Source organism: Tautonia sp. JC769, assembly GCF_040717455.1.
Classification (GTDB): Bacteria; Planctomycetota; Planctomycetia; order Isosphaerales; family Isosphaeraceae; genus Tautonia.
Genome location: NZ_JBFEFH010000001.1, coordinates 189,725 through 211,148 on the forward strand (window position 1 = coordinate 189,725; position 21,424 = coordinate 211,148).

Below are 21,424 nucleotides of genomic sequence, written 5' to 3' on the forward strand. Positions count from 1 at the left end.
GCGATGCGGTCCTCGTCTCAATAGGAGTCCGCGCTCAGGACCTCACCGCCGCGAATGGTCCCGAGGCCCCGCCAGACGAGGCCATCGACGGTCTCCTTGATGAACCGGACCGAGCCATCGCCGAGCAGGACGTTCACGCCCCCCGGGTGCCACGAGCGACTGGTGACGCCGGCGAAGGTCGGCCCGCCCTGGCCCTCGCGCTGGCCATTGATGTCGAGGTCATGCTGGCCGTCGCTGCTCATGATGCGGCGGTTCGGCGTCCATGCGGTGGTGAAACCGGATTGATGCACATGGCCGTCGACCCACTCGGTATGACCGCTGGAGTGCAGGCTGCCGCACGATCCGCCATATTCGGGCACGAGGGACAGGGGATCGGCGCCGGGAGGATAGGCGCCGTTCGGGTCGTTCACGCTGGCCAGGCCGCCGCAATCCCGGTAGTAACGCTGATACGTCTTCACCTCCGAGGCCATCAGGGTCTGCGTCAGCCCGTCCCGGAATGCGGAGATCGGCCGGCTCCGATTGACGGTGAAGGCCGATCGGTTCTCGGCGCCGTTGAACCCTCCCCAGACGTACCAGTCTCCCATCGCGAACCCGTAATTGGTCGTGCCCGCGGGGCCGAAACTGTGCGAGGAGACCTCGGTGTTGACCTCGCTCGGGCAGAGGAAGACCTCCAGCATCTGCGCCGTCACGGTCAGGTTCTGGCCGTGCGAATACGACGTGGCGAAGTTGATCGCGTCGAACATCGGCCCCTGCTCCATGTAGGGCAGGATCCGGCCGTGGACGCTCCAGCCGCCGAACCAGGAAACCGAGTTGCCGGCACCCGACAGGATCAGGGCCGGGGGAAACACCCCATTGGACCCCTCGTAATTGTGGAGACCGAGTCCCAGTTGCTTCAGGTTGTTGGAGCACTTCATCCGCCGGGCCGCCTCGCGGGCGCTCTGCACGGCGGGCAGGAGGAGCGCGATCAGGACCCCGATGATCGCGATGACCACCAGCAATTCAATGAGCGTGAATCCCGCTCGACTCCGTCGGACGAACATCAAAAGGGCCTCGGCAAGGAAGGGGAGGTGTTGCTCGGATATTGAGACTCTGTCTCATTTTGTCCGCATACTCTGACACCCCGGCGTCCCGCTGTCAACGGGCCGGAGTCCCGGAGGCCTTCGAGCGGAGGCAACGGTCGATCGCCGCGTCCTGGGGCCGGACGAGAGGCCGGGGTGGCCAGCGGTTCCGGAGCTTGCCGGCGTACGGGCGTGGAGATTGGTCAATCCCGGGGGGAACGCTGGGGGCGAGATGAGGACCGGGGGAGGCTCCGGCGGTCGATCGTTCAGGGGATCTGGATGGTCGGGCAGGTCTGGAGCAGGCGACGGCCCGAGGCGTCTGTCAAATGAAGCTGGTCGAGCAGCCGCTGGCGAAGCTCCCGGAGCAGGGCGTTGATGGCGTCGGGGCGGCGATCGCTCACCGGGATGGCGCCGCCGGCGCGTTTGTCGTGGCCGCCGGCGGTCCCCAGGCCGTCGACGACCGAGCGGAGCATCTCTCCGCTATGAGCGTTCAGCGTATCCGTGCGGGCGGAGAGTCGGAGGTGATCGCGGAAGAGGCCGATGGCCACGACCCAGTGGGCCTGGTCGAACCGGATGAAGAAGTCGGCCAGCTCGGCGATGATGTCGGGCTGAGGGACCTCGCCGCACCAGCAGAACAGGAGGTCGTCATACAGGAAGGCGTTCGCCAGGGCGTGCTGGGCGGTGGCGAAATAGCTCTCGGGCAGCCTCGGGTTCCGGATGCGGGCCATCAGGTCCTTGTCGGCCCGGGGGAAGAGCCAGACGAGGGCGCCGTCGTCGGTCGGGCCGGCCTCCCGGGGGTAGCCGATGCTCTCCGACTCGATCCCGTAGAACAAGGCGGTGGCGAGCCGCTCGGTCAGGGGCACCCCCTGTTCGAGGAGGTAGCTGGTGACCATGGTCGAGGTCGCCCCCATGTCCGGGCGGATGTCCCGGAAGGCGACGCCGCCGAGGTCACCGCCGGTCTCGTGGTGGTCGAGCACCGCGACGGGGGTGACGGTTTCGCTGGCCCGTCGTCCGGTATGCGGCTGGGTATCGACCATCACCACCGCGACCCCCGGCCCGGTCGGGGCGTCTTCCACGGGGACGAGCGGGATCTCCAGGTACTCGACCATCGCCCGGTTCTCCGCCCTGGCGAGCATGCCGTCGAGTGTCAGGGTGACATCCGCGTCGGGCCGACGGTGTTCGAGCAGGGCACGCAACCCGAGCATCGATGCCAGGGCATCGGGGTCGGGATTCACGTGAGACACGAGCACGATGCTCCGGTAGGGCGCAAGGGCCTCGACCAGTCGGTCGGACCGACTGCGGCGGGCAACACCGGGACGGGCTGAAGGATCGGCCTTCATCGCGGGAAGATCCCCGGGACGACGGGGGCCGGTTCGAGACGAATCTCGGGGCTCGGCCTGGTTGATGACGCTTCGGGTCGAGTCTACGGTGCCGGGCCTCACCAATTCCAGCGGTTGCCGATCGGAAAGGGCCCGAATCGCTCAGGGGCGGTCGGCCCGATCCGGGCGGCCCGGCTCGGCGGGGCGCCGGCCGTCTCGCCCGGCCTCCGAGCGCTCCTGCCAGCGATCGGCGCTGCGACGGGCCCGCTCGGCGGGGGTGGGTTCGGTGATGCCCGGCCCCTGGGGTTCCGGCCTGAAGGCATGGGCAACGACCAGGACGACCCCGAAGATCAGCATCAGGCCGTTGAGCCGGACGCTCCGCCGATGGAGCCGATCGAACCGAGCCGAGTGCCCGGGGCCGGCGTCCCGGGCCGCATTGATCCGAGGGGTCAGGGCGTTGCCGCAGTAGAGGTTGATCACGATTCCCGAGAGGACCAGCAGGATCTGGGCCAGGGCCCAGGGCCCTCGATATTCGGGTCGGACCAGGATGCCGCTGGTCAGCGACGCCAGGGCGAGGGTCGCGCCGGTGGTCCCCCAGGCGTAGTAGCGGGGGAAAATCGCCCGGACGAATCGGGCCGCCTGGGCCGGCTCCAGGACCTTGAAGATGACCGGCGCGATGCCGAACGAGAAGAACAGGATCGCCCCGAGCCAGGCCGTCATGCTCAGCAGGAAGAGGGCGTCGAAGACCATCAGGAGCGTCTTGGAATCGATCACGACTGCCGACTCGTCCGCCGAGGAAGAATGGGGGAAACGACTGGCCCGAGGACACCATTATCCCCCGCGGCTGGCCCGAGGGGGAGGGGTCCCCGCGCCGAGTCCGCCGTCGACCCCCCAGACCTGCCCCGTGATCCACGAGGCCTCCGGGCCGAGCAGGAAGGCGGCCACCGCGGCCGGTTCCTCCGGCAATCCGACGCGGCCGAGCGGGTGCATCGAGGCGCTGAAGGCTCGCGAGGCCTCGTTCTGGAGCAACGAGGCGGTCAACCCCGTCTCGGTCAGCCCCGGGGCCACGGCATTGAACCGGATGTTCGACCGCGCGTAGGAGACGGCCCCGGCCCGCACCAGCCCCTCGATGCCCGCCTTGGCCGCGGCAATCCCTTCGTGATTGTTGATGCCTTGCTGGACCGCCACCGTGCTGAAGAGCACGATCGAGCCGGAGTTCTGCGACCGCAAGGGCTTCAAGGCCGCCTTGACGGCGAGGAACGCGGTCCGCAGGTTGATGTGGATCGCCTCGTCGAATTCGTCGAGGCTGAGCAGGTGGAGCGGCTTGATGACGACCGACCCGATGCAGTGGGCCAGGCCGTCGAGCCGGCCGAACTGCTCGACGGCGGTCGAGACGGCCCGCTCCAGATCCTCGGCCTTGCCGGCGTCTCCGGCCACGGCGAGCGCGACGGACTCCCCACCCAGGTCGTCGGCAACCTGCCGGAGGCGGTCGGCATCGCGGGCGAACAGGACGACCCGGTCCCCGCGTTCGACGAGCGTTCGGGCCAGCGCCGAGCCGATGCCGCCGGATCCTCCCGTGATCAGGACGGTGTGCGATTCGGGCATGGTAGGCATCTCCTGGGAAGTTGCATCTCGGTCTCGGTTCGTGTCGATGAATGAGGGGGTGTTGTAGGCCGAGCCCCCGGCGGGTCAACCCGGCCGGGCTCGGCCCCGTTTCGAGTGGAGGACTCCCCGTGCAACTCCGGGTCCGTCGCCTGATCGACCGCGCCATCCTGCCCTCGCGTCACAACCCGCGAGACGCCGGGCTCGACCTCTTCGCGACCGACGACGTGATCGTCCGACCCGGCCAGGTGATCAAGGTGCCGACCGGCATCGCGATCCAGCCGGGGTCGACCCCCGACGGGCCCGAGGCGATCGTCTCCCTCGTCTGGGACAAGAGCGGCCGGGCCGCGATGGGCCTGAAGACGATGGGGGGCGTGATCGACGAGCCGTACACGGGGGAGCTGCTCATCGTCGTCACCAACCTCAACCACGGGCCCATTTTCGAGGCCCTGGCCCGGGGAGACGCGGCCGGGGTCGGCCGGGCGATGGACGACGCGACCATCCGCATCCCCTACGGCAAGGCGATCGCGCAGTTGCTCGTCCAGTCGGTCCGCCTGGCCGATCCGATCGAGGTGGGCGAGCTGGACGCCACCGACCGCGGCGATCGGGGCTTCGGTTCGAGCGACAGGCCGTGAGCGTTCCGGCTCCCGAACCTCCTCGGCAGAAACCGAGCAGGACGCCCTTGTCTTGAAGCCTTCGATCGGGCATGATGGTGTACAAATTGTACGGACGATAGATCTGGACCTCGACCGAACCGGGGCGGGCGACGCGCGATGATTACGCAGATTCGGGGCAGATTGCGGTCGGTGGCCGAGGAATCGTGCATTCTCGTCGTCGAGCCTTGCCTGGACCTCGAAGTGCTCATCCCCGAGTACGCCCGCCGGCAGTTGCAGGCGAAGCTCGACGAGCCGGTGGTCCTGCACACGGTCTTCGACATCGAGGGGAACCAGATGTCGGGCCGGATGCGGCCGAGGCTCATCGGCTTCCTCTCGCCCGTCGATCGGGAGTTCTTCGACGTCTTCTGCTCGGTCGACGGCGTCGGCGTGCGGAAGGCCCTGCGGGCGATGGTCCGGCCGGTCCGCGAACTGGCGAGGATGATCCAGGATCAGGACGTCCGCACCCTGGCGACCTTCCCGGGCATCGGCGAGGCGACGGCCGAGCGGATCGTCGCCAAGCTCCGGCGCAAGGTGAGCAAGTTCGCGTTGATGGTCGGCCCGGCGGCCGATGACCCCTCGGCGGTCGGCCCGCAGGAGACCAACGGCGAGGTCTCGAACGCCGAGCCGGACGTGATCCGCGACACCTACCACGCCCTGCTCTCCGTCGGCCACTCCGAGGCCCAGGCCCGCCACTTGATCGACCAGGTCCTCTCCGGCAAGAAGAAATACAAGACGGTGGATGCCATGCTCATGGCCATCTACCAGAACGAGACCCCCGGATCCTGATCCCGACGCGCCGAGCCCCGTCTTGAGAATGGAAGGAGCGGACCGATGAGTGCGAGGGAACCGATCATCACCGGCGGCGGGCCCCCGAACGACGACGAGGCCCCCCGCAACCGCGAGGTCCGGGACGACCGCGTCCCCGCCCCGAGCGAGGGGATGGACGAGAAGCTCCGCCCGCAATCGCTCCGGGAGGTCATCGGCCAGCGATCGGTGGCCGAGCGGCTCTCGATCGCGCTCGAGGCCTCGCGGAAGCGGGGCGAACCCTTGCCGCACATCCTCTTCGACGGGCCGCCCGGCCTGGGGAAGACGACCTTCGCCACGGTCCTGCACAACGAGCTGGGGGTCGAGCTGGCCATGACCAGCGGCCCGGCCCTGGCCAAGAACGCCGACATCCTGCCGTACCTGACCAACGCCTCGGCCGGCTCGATCCTGTTCATCGACGAGATCCACCGGCTCCCCCGGGTGGTCGAGGAGTTCATCTACCCGGTGATGGAGGACTTCCGGGTCGACATCGTCCTGGGAGAGGGGATGAACGCCAGGACGGTCAACCTGCCGTTGAAGAAGTTCACGATCATCGGGGCGACGACCCGGAGCGGGATGCTCTCGGGCCCCTTGCGCGACCGCTTCCACCTGCACGAGCACCTGGAGTTCTACGACGTCGAGGACCTGGCCCGGATCGTCGCCATTAATGCCGGCAAGCTCCGGACCACGATCACCCCCGATGCCGCCGAGGAACTGGCCCGACGTAGCCGGGGAACTCCACGATTGGCCAACGCCCGGCTCCGGTGGGTCCGGGACTTCGCCGTGGCCCGCGCCGATGGACACATCACCCGGCCGATCGCGGTCGATGCGCTCGACATGCAGGAGGTGGACGTCGAGGGACTCGATCGGCAGGACCGCCGCTACATCGAGACCTTGATCCGGGTCTTCCGAGGGGGGCCGACCGGCGTCGAGGCGCTGGCGGCGACCATGAATATCGCCATCGACACCCTGACCGACGAGGTCGAGCCGTTCCTGCTCCGTCGCGAGTTCATCGTCCGGACCCCTCGGGGCCGCCGGGCGACCGCGCTCGCCTACGAGCACCTGGGGCTGGAGGCCCCCGAGCCGGATCCGCCGTTCGACCTGCTCGATCAGCCTCGCTTGTTCGAATGACGGAAGGGGCATGGATTTGGTCCCGAAGTTGCGTGACCTCTCCCCCAAACCGTTGTGGAGCAAGGGGAGGAGGGGTTGCGGTGGATTTGACACCTGTTCGGTTGCGGTCTGCGTTCAATCTGGGCGGCCTGACGGCGAGGCAATTGGCGTCTCGGACCTGGTGCCAGATCTCGAAGAATTCCCTCATGAGCCGGGCCGCGGCCGTTGCCTTCTATGCGATGCTGGCCCTGGTTCCCTTCCTGGCATTGATCCTGACGCTGACGGTCAAGGCCCTGCCGGAGCTCTCGGAGACGACGGGTTTTGTTCAGGGGAAAGACCTGGGCAACCAGGCCGTCTCGGAATTTGAACGCACCCTGGCGCAATCCTTCCCCGCCGAGGCGGAGAGTCTGATCAAGGGGCAGATCGAGCAGATTCAGGAGCAAGGGCGGATTGATCTGCTCTCGTTCGGCCTGCTGGTGACGATCTGGCTGTCTTCGACCCTGTTCCTGGAAATCATGGATGCCCTGAACGCGGTGCACGGGGTGTCCGAGTCTCGGCCGATCTGGAAGCTCCGGCTTCAGGCGATCGCCTTGACCCTGGTCCAGGCGACGATCTTGATTGCGGCCCTGGTGTCGATCGTCGCCTGGCCTCAGATCATCGAGGCGATCGGGCTGGGCAGCGGGCCGGCCTCCTTGATCTCGGCGGTCCGGTGGCTCCTGATCGTCTTCATGCTGCTGTGCAGCTTTGCGATGGCCTTCTATTTCGGGCCCGACGCCGATACCCGTTGGGAGTGGATCACGCCGGGCAGCCTGTTCGGCACGGCCGTCTTCCTGGTCGCCACGCTCGGGTTCCGGGTCTATGTGCAGAATTTCGCCAATTACAACGAGACGTACGGCACGCTGGGCGGGGTGATGGTCCTGATGTTCTGGTTCTGGATCTCGGCCCTCGTCTTGCTCGTGTCCGCGCAGGTGAACCGGGTCATCGAAGACGCCTCTCCCGTGGGCAAGAAAACGGGTCAGCGGGGCGACCCGACCACTCCTCCCGATTTCGAGGAGATCGATCCGGAACCCGCCGCGGATTCCGACGAGCGCCGGAAGGCTCGCCGATAGTTGGCCTCGGGTCGGGGGGCGACTCTCTCCCCGACCGCCGGCGATTGCTCCGCTGCAAATGGTCCGGCGTCGCTCCTCGATTCGGACCCGTCCGGCGCGTCGGCCGAGCCGAGCGGCCTGTTCTTCTGGTCGGGATTCGTCGAAGAGTCTCGATCGAGGCAACAGATCGGAGTGCGCCCTGGGTGCGCGGCCTGGTGCGCTTTGCGTGTGCGGCCTGGTGCGCCCTGGGTGCGCCGCGAGTTCTCATCGGTTGTCCTGTTCTGGATTGAGGTTCCGTCGAAGGAGCTCGGTTCGTTTCGGGAACGACGCACCGGGCATGCGGGGTGGCTCGGGTGCGTATTTCAGGTCCGGTGATCCCGAATCGCCCGGATCAGTCTTCGCTTGCAGGGGCCGCTGGGCGGGCCGACCCCTCGAGCCTGTCGGGAGATCGGTCCGCACCTCAGACCCTACGAAGGCAACCCTTCCGGGCGATTCGGGATGAGGTGCGCCAGAGGGTGCGCCAATGGGTGCGCCACTGGGTGCGCCTCGGGTGCGCCCGGGAAAGACGGGGTGAACTTGTCGTAAGTCTCTCATTCAAATGAGGTTCGGTTGGTCGTGTTTCGGTTCGTTTCGTCAGCGAGGGTGTGAAGCTTGGCTCGTTTCGTCACGAACCACGCGGCGGATTGGCTTTGTTTCGTCGGACGCAGACTGGGGATAAAGAGATGGATTGCTCAAGGGGGACGTTTGATCGTCAAAGAGCAAGGGCTTGAGAGGGAATATGCGAGGGTGATTGCGTGATGTTGTGGGGTGACGAATCGGGTATGGGGATGAGGGGAGTTGACGAGCCCTCGCTCGAAAGTATCAAGAAATTGGGGTGGGGCAGTCACTCGAAATCGAGAAATGTCGGGACCGGGATCGGAAGGGACAGGGGAGGGGCAAAGGGGCTGGGGGATCGAGTCGGGGGGAGGAGGGAGGTCATCATTTTTTGAGACGAGGAGGAGAACGGTGTTCTAGAGTCCTCTGACGCCCGTCGGTCGGGGTCGGGTCTTTGTGGACGAGGGGAAACGGGATTCCGAGGTGAGATTCCTCGAAGCCGTTGACCCGAGCCATTGATCGAGACGCGGCCGCCGGCGGAGTTGGGGCGTGGCTCGGGACGCGGTGTCCTGGGGGAACGCAGGTCCGGCGCGTGATCCACCCGACGGGTCCTTTACAGCAGGGCAGGTCTCCATGAAGGTCCAGGAAGATCGAAGTCGTTGGTTCCGATCGGTGGCCACGCGATTCGGGGCTCGCTCGGCCCGGCGGGGCGATCGGCGGTTGCGTCTTCGGACCGTCGAGCCGCTGGAGGACCGGCAGCTCCTGGCGACGTTCGCCGTGACCAACCTCGAAGCCTTCGGCGAGGGGTCGCTCCGACGCGCGATGCACCTGGCGAATCAGACGGAGGGGCCGGACACGATCACCTTCGAGGTCGCCGGGACGATCCGGGCGGGGAGGGCTCCCCTGCCGGTCCTGACCGATCCGGTGACGATGGATGGGGCCTCGGTTCCGGGTTTCGACGGCAACCCGATGGTGACGGTGAACTTCGCCCATCAGCGGGGCCTGGTCTTCGGCCGGGGGGCCGACGGGTCTCGGCTTTCCTCGCTGGCCCTGATCGGTGCGGAAGGGGCGGGGGTGACGCTCCAGGCCTCTCGGGTGACGGTCGACGGGAACTGGATCGGCCTGGACGCCGACGGCCGGGCAGGGCGGGGCAACAGCGGAGACGGAATTCGGATCTTGCCCGGTTCGGGGGGGAACGTGATCGGGCAGGTCGATCCGGTGATGGGGGCCAATTATTTCGATGCGTCGGGCGTGTCGATGCAGCCGGTTTCGGGATGGCAGGGGATCCGCGCCTGGACCGAGCCGGGCGCGTACATCATCACCGGGACCTCGGGCTCGAATGGCCTGCTGTACCTCGGCCCGATCTCGGGGAGCGGCGGGACGAGCTACTCGGTGAACATGCCGGGGGCGGCCACGACGAGCGTCTACGGGCCGGATCTGCTGGAGAACGGCGACATCCGGTTGGTCGGCAGCTACCGCACCGGCGACGATCAGGTGCTCGGGTTCGTGTATGAGGGGGCGCTCGACGACCTGGGTGTCGCGGGGAACTACCGGACGGTCGCCTATCCCGGCGCCCAGTTCAATTATGTGCACAGCACGATGGGGCGGTTCGCGGTCGGGAACGCGGACGGCCCGGAGGGGAACCTGCCGATCGGGACCGGGCACGCGTTCCTGTATGACCTGGAACAGGACGTGTTCCTGCCGGATCTGGTGTATCCGGGGTCGACCTCGACCACGGCGTACGGCATCTGGCACAACGGCGAATCGCGTTACACGATCGCCGGCGGGTACTCGATGCTCGGTCCCGGGTCGGGGGTGACGATCGGGCAGGGGTACCTGGTCGACTTCGACGCCGAGACGGGGACGCTCTCGAACTGGACCTCCTTCGAGCCGCCGGGCGGCCTGGTCGGCCCCGACCTGGTGACGCACTTCGAGGGGATCAGCGGCGAGGAATCGGGCGTTTACACGATCAGCGCCGACGCGGTGACGCTCGGCTCGGCCGATCCGGGGCAGGGGTACTGGCTCACGATCCGGCGGAACACGGACGGCACGTTCGGACAGGCGGACTGGACGCCGTTGACCTATCCCGGCTCGAGCGGGATCACCAGCGCGAATTCGGTGGCGGGTAATCAGGTGATCGGGATCGTGATCGCCGAATCGGGGACCTTTTCCTATCAATCGACCGTGAACGTGGGGTATCAGCGGTCGAACGTGATCAGCGGGAACGGCGGGAACGGGATCGCGATCATCGGATCGCATGACAATGTGATCGCGATGAATCAGGTCGGGACCGACGTCTCGGGGACGGTCGCGTACGGCAACGGGCGGAACGGGATTTTGGTGACCCGGGGGGCGTCGGGGAACCTGATCGGCGGGAAGGCGACGGGCGGGAATGACCCGACGGCCGGCGTCTTCGTGCGGCCTCCGCAGGGGAACTTGATCTCGGGGAACCGGGGGAACGGGGTCCTGATCAACGGCGGGGCGACCCGGAACACGCTGAGCGGGAACTTCGTGGGGACCGATGCCGGCGGGTCGGCGTCGCTCGGGAACCGGCTGGACGGGGTCGCGATCGTCGGGGCGCATGGGAATGCCCTGATCGGTTGCGAATTCCAGAACAGCCCGTTCGTGTATTACAACGTGCTGAGCGGCAACGGCGGCAACGGCCTGCGGATCACCGACGCGAACGACACGACGGTGCACGCGAACTTCATGGGAATCGGCGCAGACAATGCCGCGAGCGTCGGCAACGGCCAGAACGGGATTCTTGTTTCGGGACGCTCGCGGGACACGCAGGTGGGCGGGGTGATTCCGCTCGGGAACGTGACCTCGGGCAATGCCGGGAACGGGATCGAGGTGCGTGACCGGGCGACCGGTTTCATCTCGTTCAATACGTTTGCCGGGATCGCCGCGTTCGGCGATGCGGTGCCGAACGGGCGGAACGGGATTCTGGTGACCTCGGTGGGGGGGGACAACCTGATCCGGACCTCGATCGTCGGCGGGAACATGGGCCACGGGATCGAGATCGGCGGCCGGGCGACCGGCGTGCAGGTGACCGACACCGGGGTGGGCACGAACACGAGGCTCGACGCGGCGATCCCGAACGGCGGCAGCGGCATCCGGATTTCCGGGTATGCTCATGGCAACGCGATTGGAGGATTTCAACCGTCGATTGAGCCGAGGATGACGATCTCGGGGAACCTGGTCTACGGGATCGAGGTCGTCGGCCGGGCGCGCGGGAACCGGATCTTCAACGCGGCGATCGGCACGGATGTCCAGGGGAATGAACCGATCGGCAACGGGCTGGGTGGCGTCTTGCTCGGGCCGGGGACGTCGGGGACGGTCCTTGGCGGCGAGGCGGAGCCGTTTCGGACGGTGATTCGGAGTAACGCAGGGAATGGGGTGACGATCCTCGGCTCGCGGCGGAATGCGGTGATCGGCAACGCGATCGAGGAGAACGGCGGGATCGGCCTGTTCGCCGCCGGGGACGTGCTGGGGACCGTGGTCGAGGGGAATGCGATCGCGGGGAATGAAGAGGGGGATGTGGATGTGTCGGACGCCCGGGGGATCATCGTCCTGCCGTGAGCGGCCGGGCATCTGGCGGGAGGAGGGGTCGCCGTGCGTCGCGTCCGGGCGGCGGACCCCCTCACCCGGCCTTCGGCCACCCTCTCCCCAAAAGGGGGCGAGGGTTGGGGAGGCTCGGGTGAGTATGGTGATGGGTCGACTCGCTTGGGGGGAGGGGGGGGCCGGTCGCGTCGGAGGCTCATTCGGTGCTGGCGGCGACGGGGGCGGGGATGCGGCCGAGGAGGCGGTTGATGCGAGAGAGCTCGGAGACGACGAAGTCGACGTCGAGGAAGGGTTGCCAGGAGATGTCCTGGTAGCGGAGATTGCCCTGGGAGTCGATGAGGAAGGTGCCGTGCAGGGGCATGTCCTCGAAGTCGTCGAAGGCGCCGTAGCGGCGGAAGGCGACGAGGTCGGGGTCGGAGAGTAGGGGCATGGTGAAGTCGATCTCGCCGTTGTCCTTCAGGGCGGTCGTGCGTTCGAGGTCGTCGGTGCTGACGGCGAGGACGACCGTGCCGGTGTCCCGGATGCGGTCGATCTCCTTGCTGAATGCGATGAGCTGCTCCATGCAGTGGGCGCAGTCGCCGCCGAGGTAGAAGAGGAGCAGGACGTTGCGGCCCCGGTAGTCTTCGAGGCGGTGGGTGGTGCCCTCCGTGTCGACCCCTTCGAGCGGCTCGGCCGGGAAGGGGGACCAGGTGAGGGGGCCGACGGTGTCGAGGTCGATCCGGGACGCCGCGGCCAGGTCGGTGCGGGGCTCGAGCGCGGGGGGCTGCCAGCCGTCCTGATCGGCCCAGGTGGCGAGCAGGGCGTCGATCCGTTGCAGGGCGGGCAGGTCGGGGTCGGCCTCGCGGGCAATTTCGCGGAGGGAGAGGTAGGCGGCGCGGGCCTCGTCGACCCGGCCGGCGGCGGCGAGGATCTCGACCTGGGCGGCGAGCGGGGCGACCTCGTTGCGGGAGCGGTCGACGGCCTGCCTAGCCTTGGCGACGGCCTCATCGGCCCGTCCGGCGGCCATCAGGAGGCGGGCGAGGGACTCGCGGCGCATGCCGTTGGCCCGGCCGAAGCGCTCGAAGGCGGCATCAGGGGCGCCGTCCAGGAGGAGGCGGTGGCCTTCCAGCTCGGCGAGGGCGGGGTCGAGGCCGGGGGGCTTGCGAGGGCGTCGGCCCTCGGAATCGTCGTCACCCTCCGAGTCGTCGTCGGATTCGTCGGGCTGGGGGGGGATCATGGCCTTGAGGGCGTCGATCTGCTCGTCGAGGGCGTCGCGGTTCCCCAGGTGGGCGTGGGCGAGGCCGAGGGAATGGGCCCGCTTGACCCGTTCGACCGGCTCGTCGGACCAGTCGAGGGCGCCGGAGGCGTTGGCGTCGAGCAGGTCGTCCCAGCGTTCGAAGGCGATGAGGGCCTCGGTCCACCGGCGACGCCCCTCGCGCTGGGGGTGGCCGCCGGACTTGGCGTTGTTCTTCCTGGGGTCGCGGGGCTGCTCGACGAGGTCGCGGGCGACGAGGACGGCGTCGGTGAGGCATCCGGTCTTGGTGAGGCTCTCGGAGAGCCACTGGTTGTTGTGGGAGTAGTTGTGGATCATGAAGGGCATGACGCGGTCGCGGATCATGTAGGCGTGATCGACGCGGGCGGACCCTTCTTGCTGGTAGGAGGCGTCGGCGTAGCGCTTCAGGTTCGTATAGGTGTGGCCGGGCATGTGCCAGGCGTGGGCGATGCCGGGGGATGCCTCGGCGAATTTGGCGGCCGATTCGAGGGCCTGGGTGTCGTCTTGCTTGTCCCAGAGGTGGATCTTGTAGTGGTGGGCGCCGGGGTGGAGCGGGTTCTTGGCGATGATCGAGTCGATGAGCAGGCTCACGGCCTCTCGGCTGCCGATGCCGTCTTGCCGGCCGTTCTGCCAGGCGACCATGGCGAGCCAGGCGCGGGCGTCGAGGTCGTCGCGAAACTCCTGGACGATTGTCTCAAGCCCCTTGAGCCACCCCTGGCGTCGTGATTTGTCGTCGCCGTCCTCCTTGTAGAAGGCGCCCAGGGCGTCGAGATAGAGCTGCTCGCGGCGGGAGATCTCGGCGTTCTCGGCCTTCTCGCGGGCGACCTTGAGGAACCCTTTGGCGCGGTCGGCGTTGTTGGCGTTGGACATGGCCATGCCCCAATAGGGCATCGGGTTGTCCGGCTCGATGGTGCTGGCCTGCCGGAAGGAGCGCTCGGCCTCGAAGTAGAAGAAGACGTGGAGCTGGGCGACCCCCTGGTTGACGAGCGCCTGGACCTCGGGCGAGCTGGTGGTGATGGGGAAGTCGACCGATCCCTGGCCTTGCATCAGATAGCCGGCCTGGCGGGGTCCCTCGTTGAAGGCCTCGCCGTGGTTGGAGTGGCCTTCGGGGATCGATTCGTCCTCGTCAGCCCGGACGATCAGGCCGACACCGAGCAGGAAGGCGAGCGAGAGCGTCAGGCGAGCGAGCATGGCGAGAGGCTCCGGGGTCGGTCGGCAAAGGGGGGGGAATCTACTCGGAGGATCGGGGGCGCGGGTTCAATCTTAATTGGAGCAAGGGGGGCGATGCCAGGGCCGGATCGTCGGCAACCGCGGGGAGGAAGCGAATCCGAGAGGGCCGTCGGCGGCGGGCTCGTCGCCTCGCTTTTGGTTTTGGGAGGAGGGCGTGTACAATGACGAGATGCGCCGACGAGGCGTCGTGCCGCCTGGTTTTCCTTCGAGCCTGGAGCGACCGTTGAGTGCCCCGATCCCGCTGCCCGTTGCCGGCTCGCGTCATGATCACCGCTTGAAGCCGTTGCTTGCGAAGCGGGCGGGCACGCTGGTGGTCCACGAGGTCTATCGGAGCCTCCAGGGGGAAGGGACCTGGGCCGGCCTGCCCTGCGTGTTCGTCCGGCTGACGGCCTGCCACCTGCGCTGCTCGTATTGCGACACGCCGCACGCCTTCCACGGGGGCGAACCGATCGCCCTCGAAGATCTGGCGGCGCAGGTGCTCGCGCTGGCCCGGCCGGGCGACCTGATCGAGGTGACGGGGGGGGAGCCGCTGCTGCAGCCGGAGGTCTTCCCCTTGATGGGCCGCCTGGCCGATTCGGGCCACCTGGTGCTGCTGGAGACGAGCGGCGCGTGTGATATCGGGCCGGTGGATCCGAGGGTCCGGATCATCCTCGATTTGAAGACGCCCGGCTCGGGGGAGGAGGCGGCGAACCTCTGGGAGAACCTGCCGAAGCTCAAGGCGACGGACGAGGTGAAGGTGGTCGTGTGTGATCGGGCCGACTTCGACTGGACCGTCGGGCATGTGCGATCGCACCGATTGACCGAACGTTGCGAGGTCCTGATCAGCCCGGCGCACGGCAGGGTGGAGCCGGCCTCGCTGGCGGACTGGATCCTGGAGAGCGGCCTGCCGCTCCGGCTTCAGGTCCAGTTGCACAAGCAACTCTGGGGGCCCGATGCGCGAGGGGTCTGACGGGGACGAACCGGCCGGCGGGGCCTCGGGCCGATCGCGGAAGGTGCCCTTAGTGGTCATCGCCGTGGTGCTGGGCTGGCTCGTGCTCTCGGGAGGGTCGATCCCGTCGCCGTCGGTGCTCTGGCAGGCGGTGCCCGGGACCAAAGGCTTGTTGACGATCGCCAACGGGGTGATGCTGACCTTGATCCTGGTGATCCTCAATTTCGTGCTGCGGATGCCCCGCGAGGGCGGGCCGATTCAGGGCGAGGACGCGGACTCGGCCCGGCATACTCCGGGAGATCGGGGGGCAATCGCGGCGGAATCCGCCGAAGAAATCCGGCCGGGGGACGAATTTGCTGAAACGGGATCCCACGGAGTCGGGGTAGATGATGATGACCGGCCCGCCGGGGACCTGAGGTCGATCAAAGGGCCGAGCGGCGATGGATGACGATCGAGGACTGGTCGATGCCCTGCGAGCCGGTGACCCATCGGCCGCCGTTGCGCTGATCGAGCAGTACCAGGGGGTCGTCTTCGGGCTTTGCGTGCGGATGCTCGGGCATCGACAGGACGCGGAAGACGTGGTCCAGGAGACATTCGTTCGCGCCTTGCGGTCGGTTCACGCGTTCGATTGCGAGCGGCCGTTGCGGCCCTGGTTGCTCGGGATCGCGGCCAATCGGTGCCGGACGGCCCTGGGGCGTCGGGCGCGTCGGCCGGCCCCGATGGAACCGCCCGACGACCAGGCCGATCACCGGCCCGGGTTGTCGGACCCGGACGACCTGGCCGGGGAACTGTCGCGGGCGATGGAGCGGCTCCGGCCGGATTACCGATTGGTCTTCAGCCTGTATCATGAACAGGGCCTTCCGTACGAGGAGATTGCTCGGATTATGGATCGCCCGATCGGCACCGTGAAGACCTGGCTGCATCGCGCCCGGGCCGCGCTGGCCGAGGACCTGACGCGACGAGGGGTGATCTGTTGATCCGATCGGGTCCGGGCGCTTCGCCCCCGCAATGCCGTCCGGGACGCTGCCGAGGCGGAGCGATCGGGTCGCCCGAGGGCGGGTTGATGACGACCATGCCGGGCCCTGGCGGTCGGCAGCAGCCGCCGGCGAAGCGGCTTCGCCTGGTCTGGGAGCGTGAGCGATGACGTGTCGAGAGGTCGAACACTTCTGGGAGCTTCGCCTCGATGGCGTCCGCCCCGGCGCCTTGCCGGAGGCCACCGAGGGTTTGCCCGCGGAGCTGGCCGCGCACCTGAGCGTTTGCCCTCGGTGTCGGACGCGGACGGCGGGGTTTTCGACCCTGGCGCAGGCGATCGGCGGGTTGGAGGCCCCCCGGCCCTCGGCCGGGCTCCCGGCCCGGGTGCTCGCGGCGGTCCGGGCGGATCGCGAGCCGGTGAGCGTGCCGATGCCGACGCGGCCGGGGCGGTGGCGGTCGGCGGGCCCCCTCCTGGCCCGGCGGTTCGCGGTGGCCGCGGCGGTCGTGCTGGTCGTCTTCGGGATCCGGGCGATCCGATCGCCCCGCGAGGGGGGCGGCGTCCCGGACCCGGGCCGGCTCCCGCCGCAGGCGGCCCCGGTCGTGACGGTCGAGCAGCAGGCCCGCCCCCTGACCGAGACGGTGGCCGAGGTGGCCGAGGTGACGGTGGCCATCGCGCGTCGGACGTCTGAGCCGGCCGCCAGGCTCGGCCGGGAGATGCTGGAATCGGCGACCGAGGCACCTTCCCTGACCGAGGCTGCCGTGCCGACCGAGGGCGAGGGGGCGGCCGATCGCATGGTCAAGGGGATCGGCACCCGCCTCGAAGCCGGGGTCAAGCCCTTCTCGCAGCCGACCCGGAGCGCCTTCAGCTTCCTCCTCCCCAGCTTCCCCCCGGCAGAGGACTCGGAGATCCCCGAACGGGGAGTCTAGCCGTCCTTCCTGCTCTCCTTGTCCCGTGATCGATCGCCCGAGGCCGGAGAACCGATTCGATGACCGTTCGCCCCTGGATCCGGTGTGTCTCGTTGCTGGCGGTCGGGCTGGCGGTCGCGGGCGTCCCCGGCCTCTCGCTGGCCGAAGATCCGGCGGGCCGATTGCTCGATCGCGTGCCGGCGGGAGCCTCGATGGCCCTGGTGATCGAGGAGCTCCCGGAGCAGATCGAGCGGATTTCGGCCTCTCCGCTGGCGCGGGGGGTGATGGCGCTGGGGCCGGTGCAGGCCTGGTTCGAGTCGGACGAGGGCGCCACGATGCGGAGGGCTCGCCGCGACGTCGAGGCGGCCATGGGCGTCTCGATGACGCAGTTCGTCGAGGGCCTGCTGGGGGATGCGGTGGTCCTGTCCTTGCACCTGCCGGCCGATGAGCCGCCCGACGCGGCCCGGGGGCTGCTCCAGACGGTGGTGACGGATCGGGACTTGCTGGAGCGATTCATCGGGGTGGCCAATGGCGCGGAACTCGCCTCGGGGAAACTCCGCGGGGTTGAGGACCGCGCGTACCGCGGGATTGCCTATTCGGTGCGGACGTTCCGGGACGGACGCCCCGAGGAGTCCTACGCCGTGCTCGACGACGACACGTTCGTCTGGACCAATCGGGAACAGTTGCTCCGGGCGGTGATCGACCGGGAGGCCGGCGGCGCGATGCCGCGATCGACGGCCCCCTCGGCCCTCGATCGGGTGCGGGATCACCTGCCGGATCGGGCGATGGTGTCGATGTTCATCGACCCCGAGTTCGTGGCCCGATTGATCCGGGCCAATCCGGATGATGCGTCGCTCGACGGGCTGCCCGAGCCGGTGGCGCAAGCGTTCTCGGCGGTCGAATCGCTGGGCGTGGCGCTGGAGTGGCGCGAGGGGCCGGTCGTGCACCTGGTCGAGGTGCTCGACGCCGATCGTTTGCCCGATCCGGTCCGGTCCTGGGCCTCGCGGTCGGGGGGCGGTTCGGAGCTGATGGCCCGGATCCCCGACGCGGCGATGCTCGCGGTGGCGGGGCAGGTGGACGGACCGGCGTTGCACGACCTGGTGATCGCCTCGGTCCCGGGCGAGGACCAGGGTCGCGTGGGGACGGTGCTGGAGCTGTTCCGCGGGCTGCTGCTCGGCCGCGACCTCCGCGAGGAAATCCTCCCGGCGATGGGTCCGGGGGTCGTCGGCTGGATCCACCCGCCGAAGGCCGATCAGGCGATCCGGCACGCTCCGGCGGTGCTGGTGGCCTCGATCGCCGACCCGGACGCGGCCGGGGCGGTCGAGAATGCGCTCCGGACTGTGCTGGCGTTCGTGAGCCTGGACGAGGACCGCAAGCCCCCGATGCGCATGGAGGACCAGTGGCGGGAAGGGGTCCGGATCTCGGGGCTGATCGCGGGCGATGAGGGGGGATCGCCCCGATTCGCGTTCGCCGTGGCGCGGGGCCTGATCGTGCTGGGGACCGATTTCGACGCGGTGGCATCGGCCCTGGCAGATGGGAGCGCCGGCGGGTCGGATCGGCGACCGACGTCGGCCCTGGCGGCCCGGGATCGGTTGTTCCCGGAGGCGTCTACCTTCGCGTATCTAGATCTCGCCGCCCTGCATCGGATCGCCCTGGAGCGGAGGGACGACCTGGAAGCCTTCATGATGGCTCGGGCCGGGCAGGATCAGGAGGACGCGCCGACCCGAGAGGACCTGGAGCTGCTCTTCGAGCTGCTCCCCCTGTTCCGGGGGGTGTACGCGACCTCGTCGATCTCGACGGATGCGACCATCGCCCATCAGCGGATCGGGCTGATCGTGGCGGAGTGACCCGGCCCGGGACGTTCGGGGCCGGACGCCCCGGGGCAACACAACGGCCGGCGGGCGATGACTCCCGCCGGCCGTTGTGTTGTCTCGGATGAGGTGATGGCGGCTCGGCCCCGGTGCAAGGGGAGGGCGGGGCGTGACCGCGTTCGGGCGAATGGCCCGACCGCGAGGTGAGACAGGATCGCCCGGATTGGTCGCGCCTCGCGAGGCCCCTTCGTGCGGGCCGATCTCCCCCTGTTCTGGGATCGATCGGTCGGCACGCGGCGGGCCGGTCGAAAGCAACGAGGCCGGGCGATTCGGCATTACTCCTCGTTCGCGGCGGCGGCGGCCGCGGTGGGTTCGGGCTCTCGGGCGTTCAGTTCGGCGACGAGGGCGTCACGCTGGGCTTCGAGACGCACGGCGGTGGCGACGAGGGTATCGACGGCGGGGGCCTTCTCGGCGAGGGCGGCGTCGGCGGCGGCCCGGGCCTGCTGGGCCTGCTCGACGGCGGCCTTGAGGGGGCCGAGGGCGTCGGCCGCGACCTGGGCCGCGGATCGGGCGTCGGCCAGGGCCGTGTCGGCCGATTGCTTGCGGGCGAGGGCGTCGGCGAGGGGGGCGCGGGCGGCGGTGACGGCCTCGGCCGAGGCGATCACGGCGGCCAGCGCGGGGACGACGGCCTCGGTGGCCTTGGTCCGCTGGGCGAGTGCGGCCTCGGCCTCGGGCAGCGCGGAGGGATCGCCCGCGGCCTTCTCGGCGAGGGCTCGGGTCGACTCGGCGGCCGCGGCAACCGCCTGCGAGGCGTTGCTGAGCGCCGCGAGGGCCTGGGCATCGGCCTCGGCGGCCTGCCGGAAGGCGGCGAGGGCGGCCGAGTGGGCGGCGTCGGATTCCGCGGTCGCGGCCTCGGCGGCGGTGACGGACTCGGCGGCCTGGGTGGCGGTGGCCTCGGCGGCCTGGAGCTGCTGTTCGGCGGCGGCGAGGGCCTCGGCGGCTGTGGTCGCGGCCTGGCGGAGCGGTTCCAGGGCGGCGAGGGCGGCGTCGGCGGCGGTTCGGGCGGCCTCGGCCTCGGGGCGGATGGCTTCGAGCCGGGAGGCGACGGTCAGCGGGTTGGCGCGGAGGTCGCCGAGGGGGCTGGCGTCCTCGGCGTTGAACAGGCGGACCAGGCCGTCGAAGGTGCCGGCGATGATGGTCTTCTCGTCGTGCCCGATGGCGGCCTGGAGGGCCAGGTCGCCGAAGCCGCCGAAGGCCTTCAGCTCCTTGCCGTCCTGGTCCCAGAGCTTGACGGCGCGGTCGCGGCCGCTGGTGACGACGCGGCCGTCCTTGGCGAATCGGACCGAGGTGGTGCCGCCGTTGTGGGCGTTCCAGCTCTTGAGCTGGTTGCCGGTGAACATGTCCCAGGTCTTGACCGAGCGGTCCTGGGAGGCGCTGACCAGGACGTTCGAGTCGAGCCGCCAGTCCATGCTGGTGACCATCTCGCCGTGGCCGGGGAGGATGTAGAACTCTCGGCCGGTGCGGGCCTCCCAGACGAGGGTGCCGCCGTTGCGGTCGCCCGAGGCGAGCAGGACGCCGTCGGGGCTGAAGGCGACGGAGGTGACCCACTCGGTATGCTTGCGCGACTCGTAGACGAGCGAGTCGTCGTCGGTCCGGTAGACGCGGAGGACCTTGCTCGGGCCGCCGAGCGCGATGAGGGAGCGGTCGGGGCTGATGTCGGCCGCGAGGACGAGGTCGTACTCCTGGCCGGCCTCGATCAGGCGCTCGCCGGTCTTCACGTCCCAGACGACGACGCGGCCGGACTGGCCCCCCCGGCCGCCGCCGGCGAGCAGCAGGTCGCCGTCCCGGGAGAAGCGGAGGGCGTGGACGTCCCCCTCGTCGAAGGGCAGGACGGCGGCGAGGCTCTGGGTCTCGGAGTTGTAGAGCAAGACCTGCTTGTGCTGGCCGATGGCGACGAGCGGGGCCCAGGGGCTGGCCGCCAGGGCGACGATGGCGCCCGGGCGGTCGTTGACGAGGACCGGCTCGGTGGGCAGGCCCCGGGGCATGGCCGGCTCGCCCGTCGGCTTGCCGAGGGTTGAGGGGTCGAGCTGGAACTCCATCTTCGGCTTCTTCTTGACGGTCACGACGCTGCCGGAGTTCTCGGGCGCCCCGGCCTCGATCCACTTGCGGAGGACGTCGATCTCCTCGTCGGGGATCTTCGGGGCGTTCGGGGGCATGGTCGGGGTCTCGTCGTGGTTGACGAGCAGGAAGAGCCAGCTGTCGTCCGGCGAGCCGGGCTCGATGACCGAGCCGGAGCCGCCCCCCTCCATCATGTTGGCGTAGGTGGTGAGGTTCAGGCCGCCGGAGGCCTTGTCGGCGTTGTGGCAGGTGTTGCAGCGGGCCTGGAAGATCTTGGCGGCGTTGTCGGTGAAGGTGAGCTTGGCGTCCTGGGCCGAGGCCAATCCGGCAGAGACGCCGAGCAGCAGGGTCAGGGCGGTGGAGAGCGGAAGCGGTCGCATCGGCGAAGACACCTCAAAGACGTCGGCGGGTC

The 21,424-nt window shown here is 69.0% G+C and carries 16 protein-coding genes; 10 read left to right on the forward strand and 6 right to left on the reverse strand.

The features are described 5' to 3' along the window. Positions 1–17: 17 nt before the first annotated feature. The 4 genes from AB1L88_RS00790 to AB1L88_RS00805 all read right to left on the reverse strand — a co-directional run bounded on the left by AB1L88_RS00790 (position 18) and on the right by AB1L88_RS00805 (position 3,982). Positions 18–1,040 carry a DUF1559 domain-containing protein gene (locus AB1L88_RS00790; protein WP_367094715.1) on the reverse strand — a complete coding sequence of 341 codons (1,023 nt, stop codon included), beginning with the start codon at positions 1,038–1,040 and terminating at the stop codon, positions 18–20. 284 nt (positions 1,041–1,324) lie between these two features. Continuing rightward, the gene (locus AB1L88_RS00795) at positions 1,325–2,302 is read right to left on the reverse strand and encodes a DHH family phosphoesterase (RefSeq protein ID WP_367094716.1); all 978 of its coding nucleotides are present in this window, start codon (positions 2,300–2,302) and stop codon (positions 1,325–1,327) included. 237 nt (positions 2,303–2,539) lie between these two features. Further along, positions 2,540–3,151, reverse strand: a complete 612-nt coding sequence (locus tag AB1L88_RS00800; protein WP_367094717.1) for a DUF4149 domain-containing protein — start codon at positions 3,149–3,151, stop codon at positions 2,540–2,542. A 57-nt stretch (positions 3,152–3,208) separates the two neighbouring features. Then, complete coding sequence (locus AB1L88_RS00805; RefSeq protein ID WP_367094718.1) at positions 3,209–3,982, reverse strand: SDR family oxidoreductase; 774 nt, start codon at positions 3,980–3,982, stop codon at positions 3,209–3,211. Between the two features lie 128 nt (positions 3,983–4,110). Here AB1L88_RS00805 and AB1L88_RS00810 point away from each other — a divergent pair, with 128 nt between their 5' ends. The 5 genes from AB1L88_RS00810 to AB1L88_RS00830 all read left to right on the forward strand — a co-directional run bounded on the left by AB1L88_RS00810 (position 4,111) and on the right by AB1L88_RS00830 (position 11,813). Further along, positions 4,111–4,614: a dUTP diphosphatase gene (locus tag AB1L88_RS00810; RefSeq protein ID WP_367094719.1), complete on the forward strand. Its 504-nt coding sequence runs from the start codon at positions 4,111–4,113 to the stop codon at positions 4,612–4,614. Positions 4,615–4,752: 138 nt separating this feature from the next. Then, positions 4,753–5,421: a Holliday junction branch migration protein RuvA gene (gene ruvA / locus AB1L88_RS00815; RefSeq protein ID WP_367094720.1), complete on the forward strand. Its 669-nt coding sequence runs from the start codon at positions 4,753–4,755 to the stop codon at positions 5,419–5,421. A 153-nt stretch (positions 5,422–5,574) separates the two neighbouring features. After that, positions 5,575–6,570: a Holliday junction branch migration DNA helicase RuvB gene (gene ruvB / locus AB1L88_RS00820; RefSeq protein WP_367095043.1), complete on the forward strand. Its 996-nt coding sequence runs from the start codon at positions 5,575–5,577 to the stop codon at positions 6,568–6,570. An 80-nt stretch (positions 6,571–6,650) separates the two neighbouring features. Continuing rightward, entirely contained in the window at positions 6,651–7,658 is a 1,008-nt protein-coding gene (locus tag AB1L88_RS00825; protein WP_367094721.1) for a YihY/virulence factor BrkB family protein, read from the forward strand. A gap of 1,293 nt (positions 7,659–8,951) precedes the next feature. Further along, complete coding sequence (locus AB1L88_RS00830) at positions 8,952–11,813, forward strand: right-handed parallel beta-helix repeat-containing protein (RefSeq protein WP_367094722.1); 2,862 nt, start codon at positions 8,952–8,954, stop codon at positions 11,811–11,813. A gap of 178 nt (positions 11,814–11,991) precedes the next feature. On the opposite strand, the gene AB1L88_RS00835 is transcribed toward AB1L88_RS00830, so the two are convergent. After that, on the reverse strand, positions 11,992–14,238 hold the full coding sequence (locus AB1L88_RS00835; RefSeq protein WP_367094723.1) for a redoxin domain-containing protein: 2,247 nt from the start codon (positions 14,236–14,238) through the stop codon (positions 11,992–11,994). Between the two features lie 262 nt (positions 14,239–14,500). Between AB1L88_RS00835 and AB1L88_RS00840 the strand changes: the two genes are divergently transcribed. The 5 genes from AB1L88_RS00840 to AB1L88_RS00860 all read left to right on the forward strand — a co-directional run bounded on the left by AB1L88_RS00840 (position 14,501) and on the right by AB1L88_RS00860 (position 18,930). Beyond that, positions 14,501–15,226, forward strand: a complete 726-nt coding sequence (locus AB1L88_RS00840) for a radical SAM protein (protein ID WP_367094724.1) — start codon at positions 14,501–14,503, stop codon at positions 15,224–15,226. A 43-nt stretch (positions 15,227–15,269) separates the two neighbouring features. Next, positions 15,270–15,653, forward strand: coding sequence for a hypothetical protein (locus AB1L88_RS00845; protein ID WP_367094725.1), 384 nt, complete (start codon positions 15,270–15,272; stop codon positions 15,651–15,653). Beyond that, complete coding sequence (locus AB1L88_RS00850; RefSeq protein ID WP_367094726.1) at positions 15,646–16,182, forward strand: RNA polymerase sigma factor; 537 nt, start codon at positions 15,646–15,648, stop codon at positions 16,180–16,182. The genes AB1L88_RS00845 and AB1L88_RS00850 overlap by 8 nt, the downstream gene beginning before the upstream one ends. A gap of 163 nt (positions 16,183–16,345) precedes the next feature. Next, on the forward strand, positions 16,346–17,104 hold the full coding sequence (locus AB1L88_RS00855; RefSeq protein ID WP_367094727.1) for a hypothetical protein: 759 nt from the start codon (positions 16,346–16,348) through the stop codon (positions 17,102–17,104). A gap of 59 nt (positions 17,105–17,163) precedes the next feature. Beyond that, positions 17,164–18,930 (forward strand): hypothetical protein, encoded by a 1,767-nt coding sequence (locus tag AB1L88_RS00860; protein WP_367094728.1) that lies wholly within the window; start codon positions 17,164–17,166, stop codon positions 18,928–18,930. Positions 18,931–19,229: 299 nt separating this feature from the next. Here AB1L88_RS00860 and AB1L88_RS00865 read toward each other — a convergent pair whose 3' ends face one another. Continuing rightward, complete coding sequence (locus AB1L88_RS00865; protein WP_367094729.1) at positions 19,230–21,392, reverse strand: c-type cytochrome domain-containing protein; 2,163 nt, start codon at positions 21,390–21,392, stop codon at positions 19,230–19,232. Positions 21,393–21,424 lie beyond the last annotated feature (32 nt).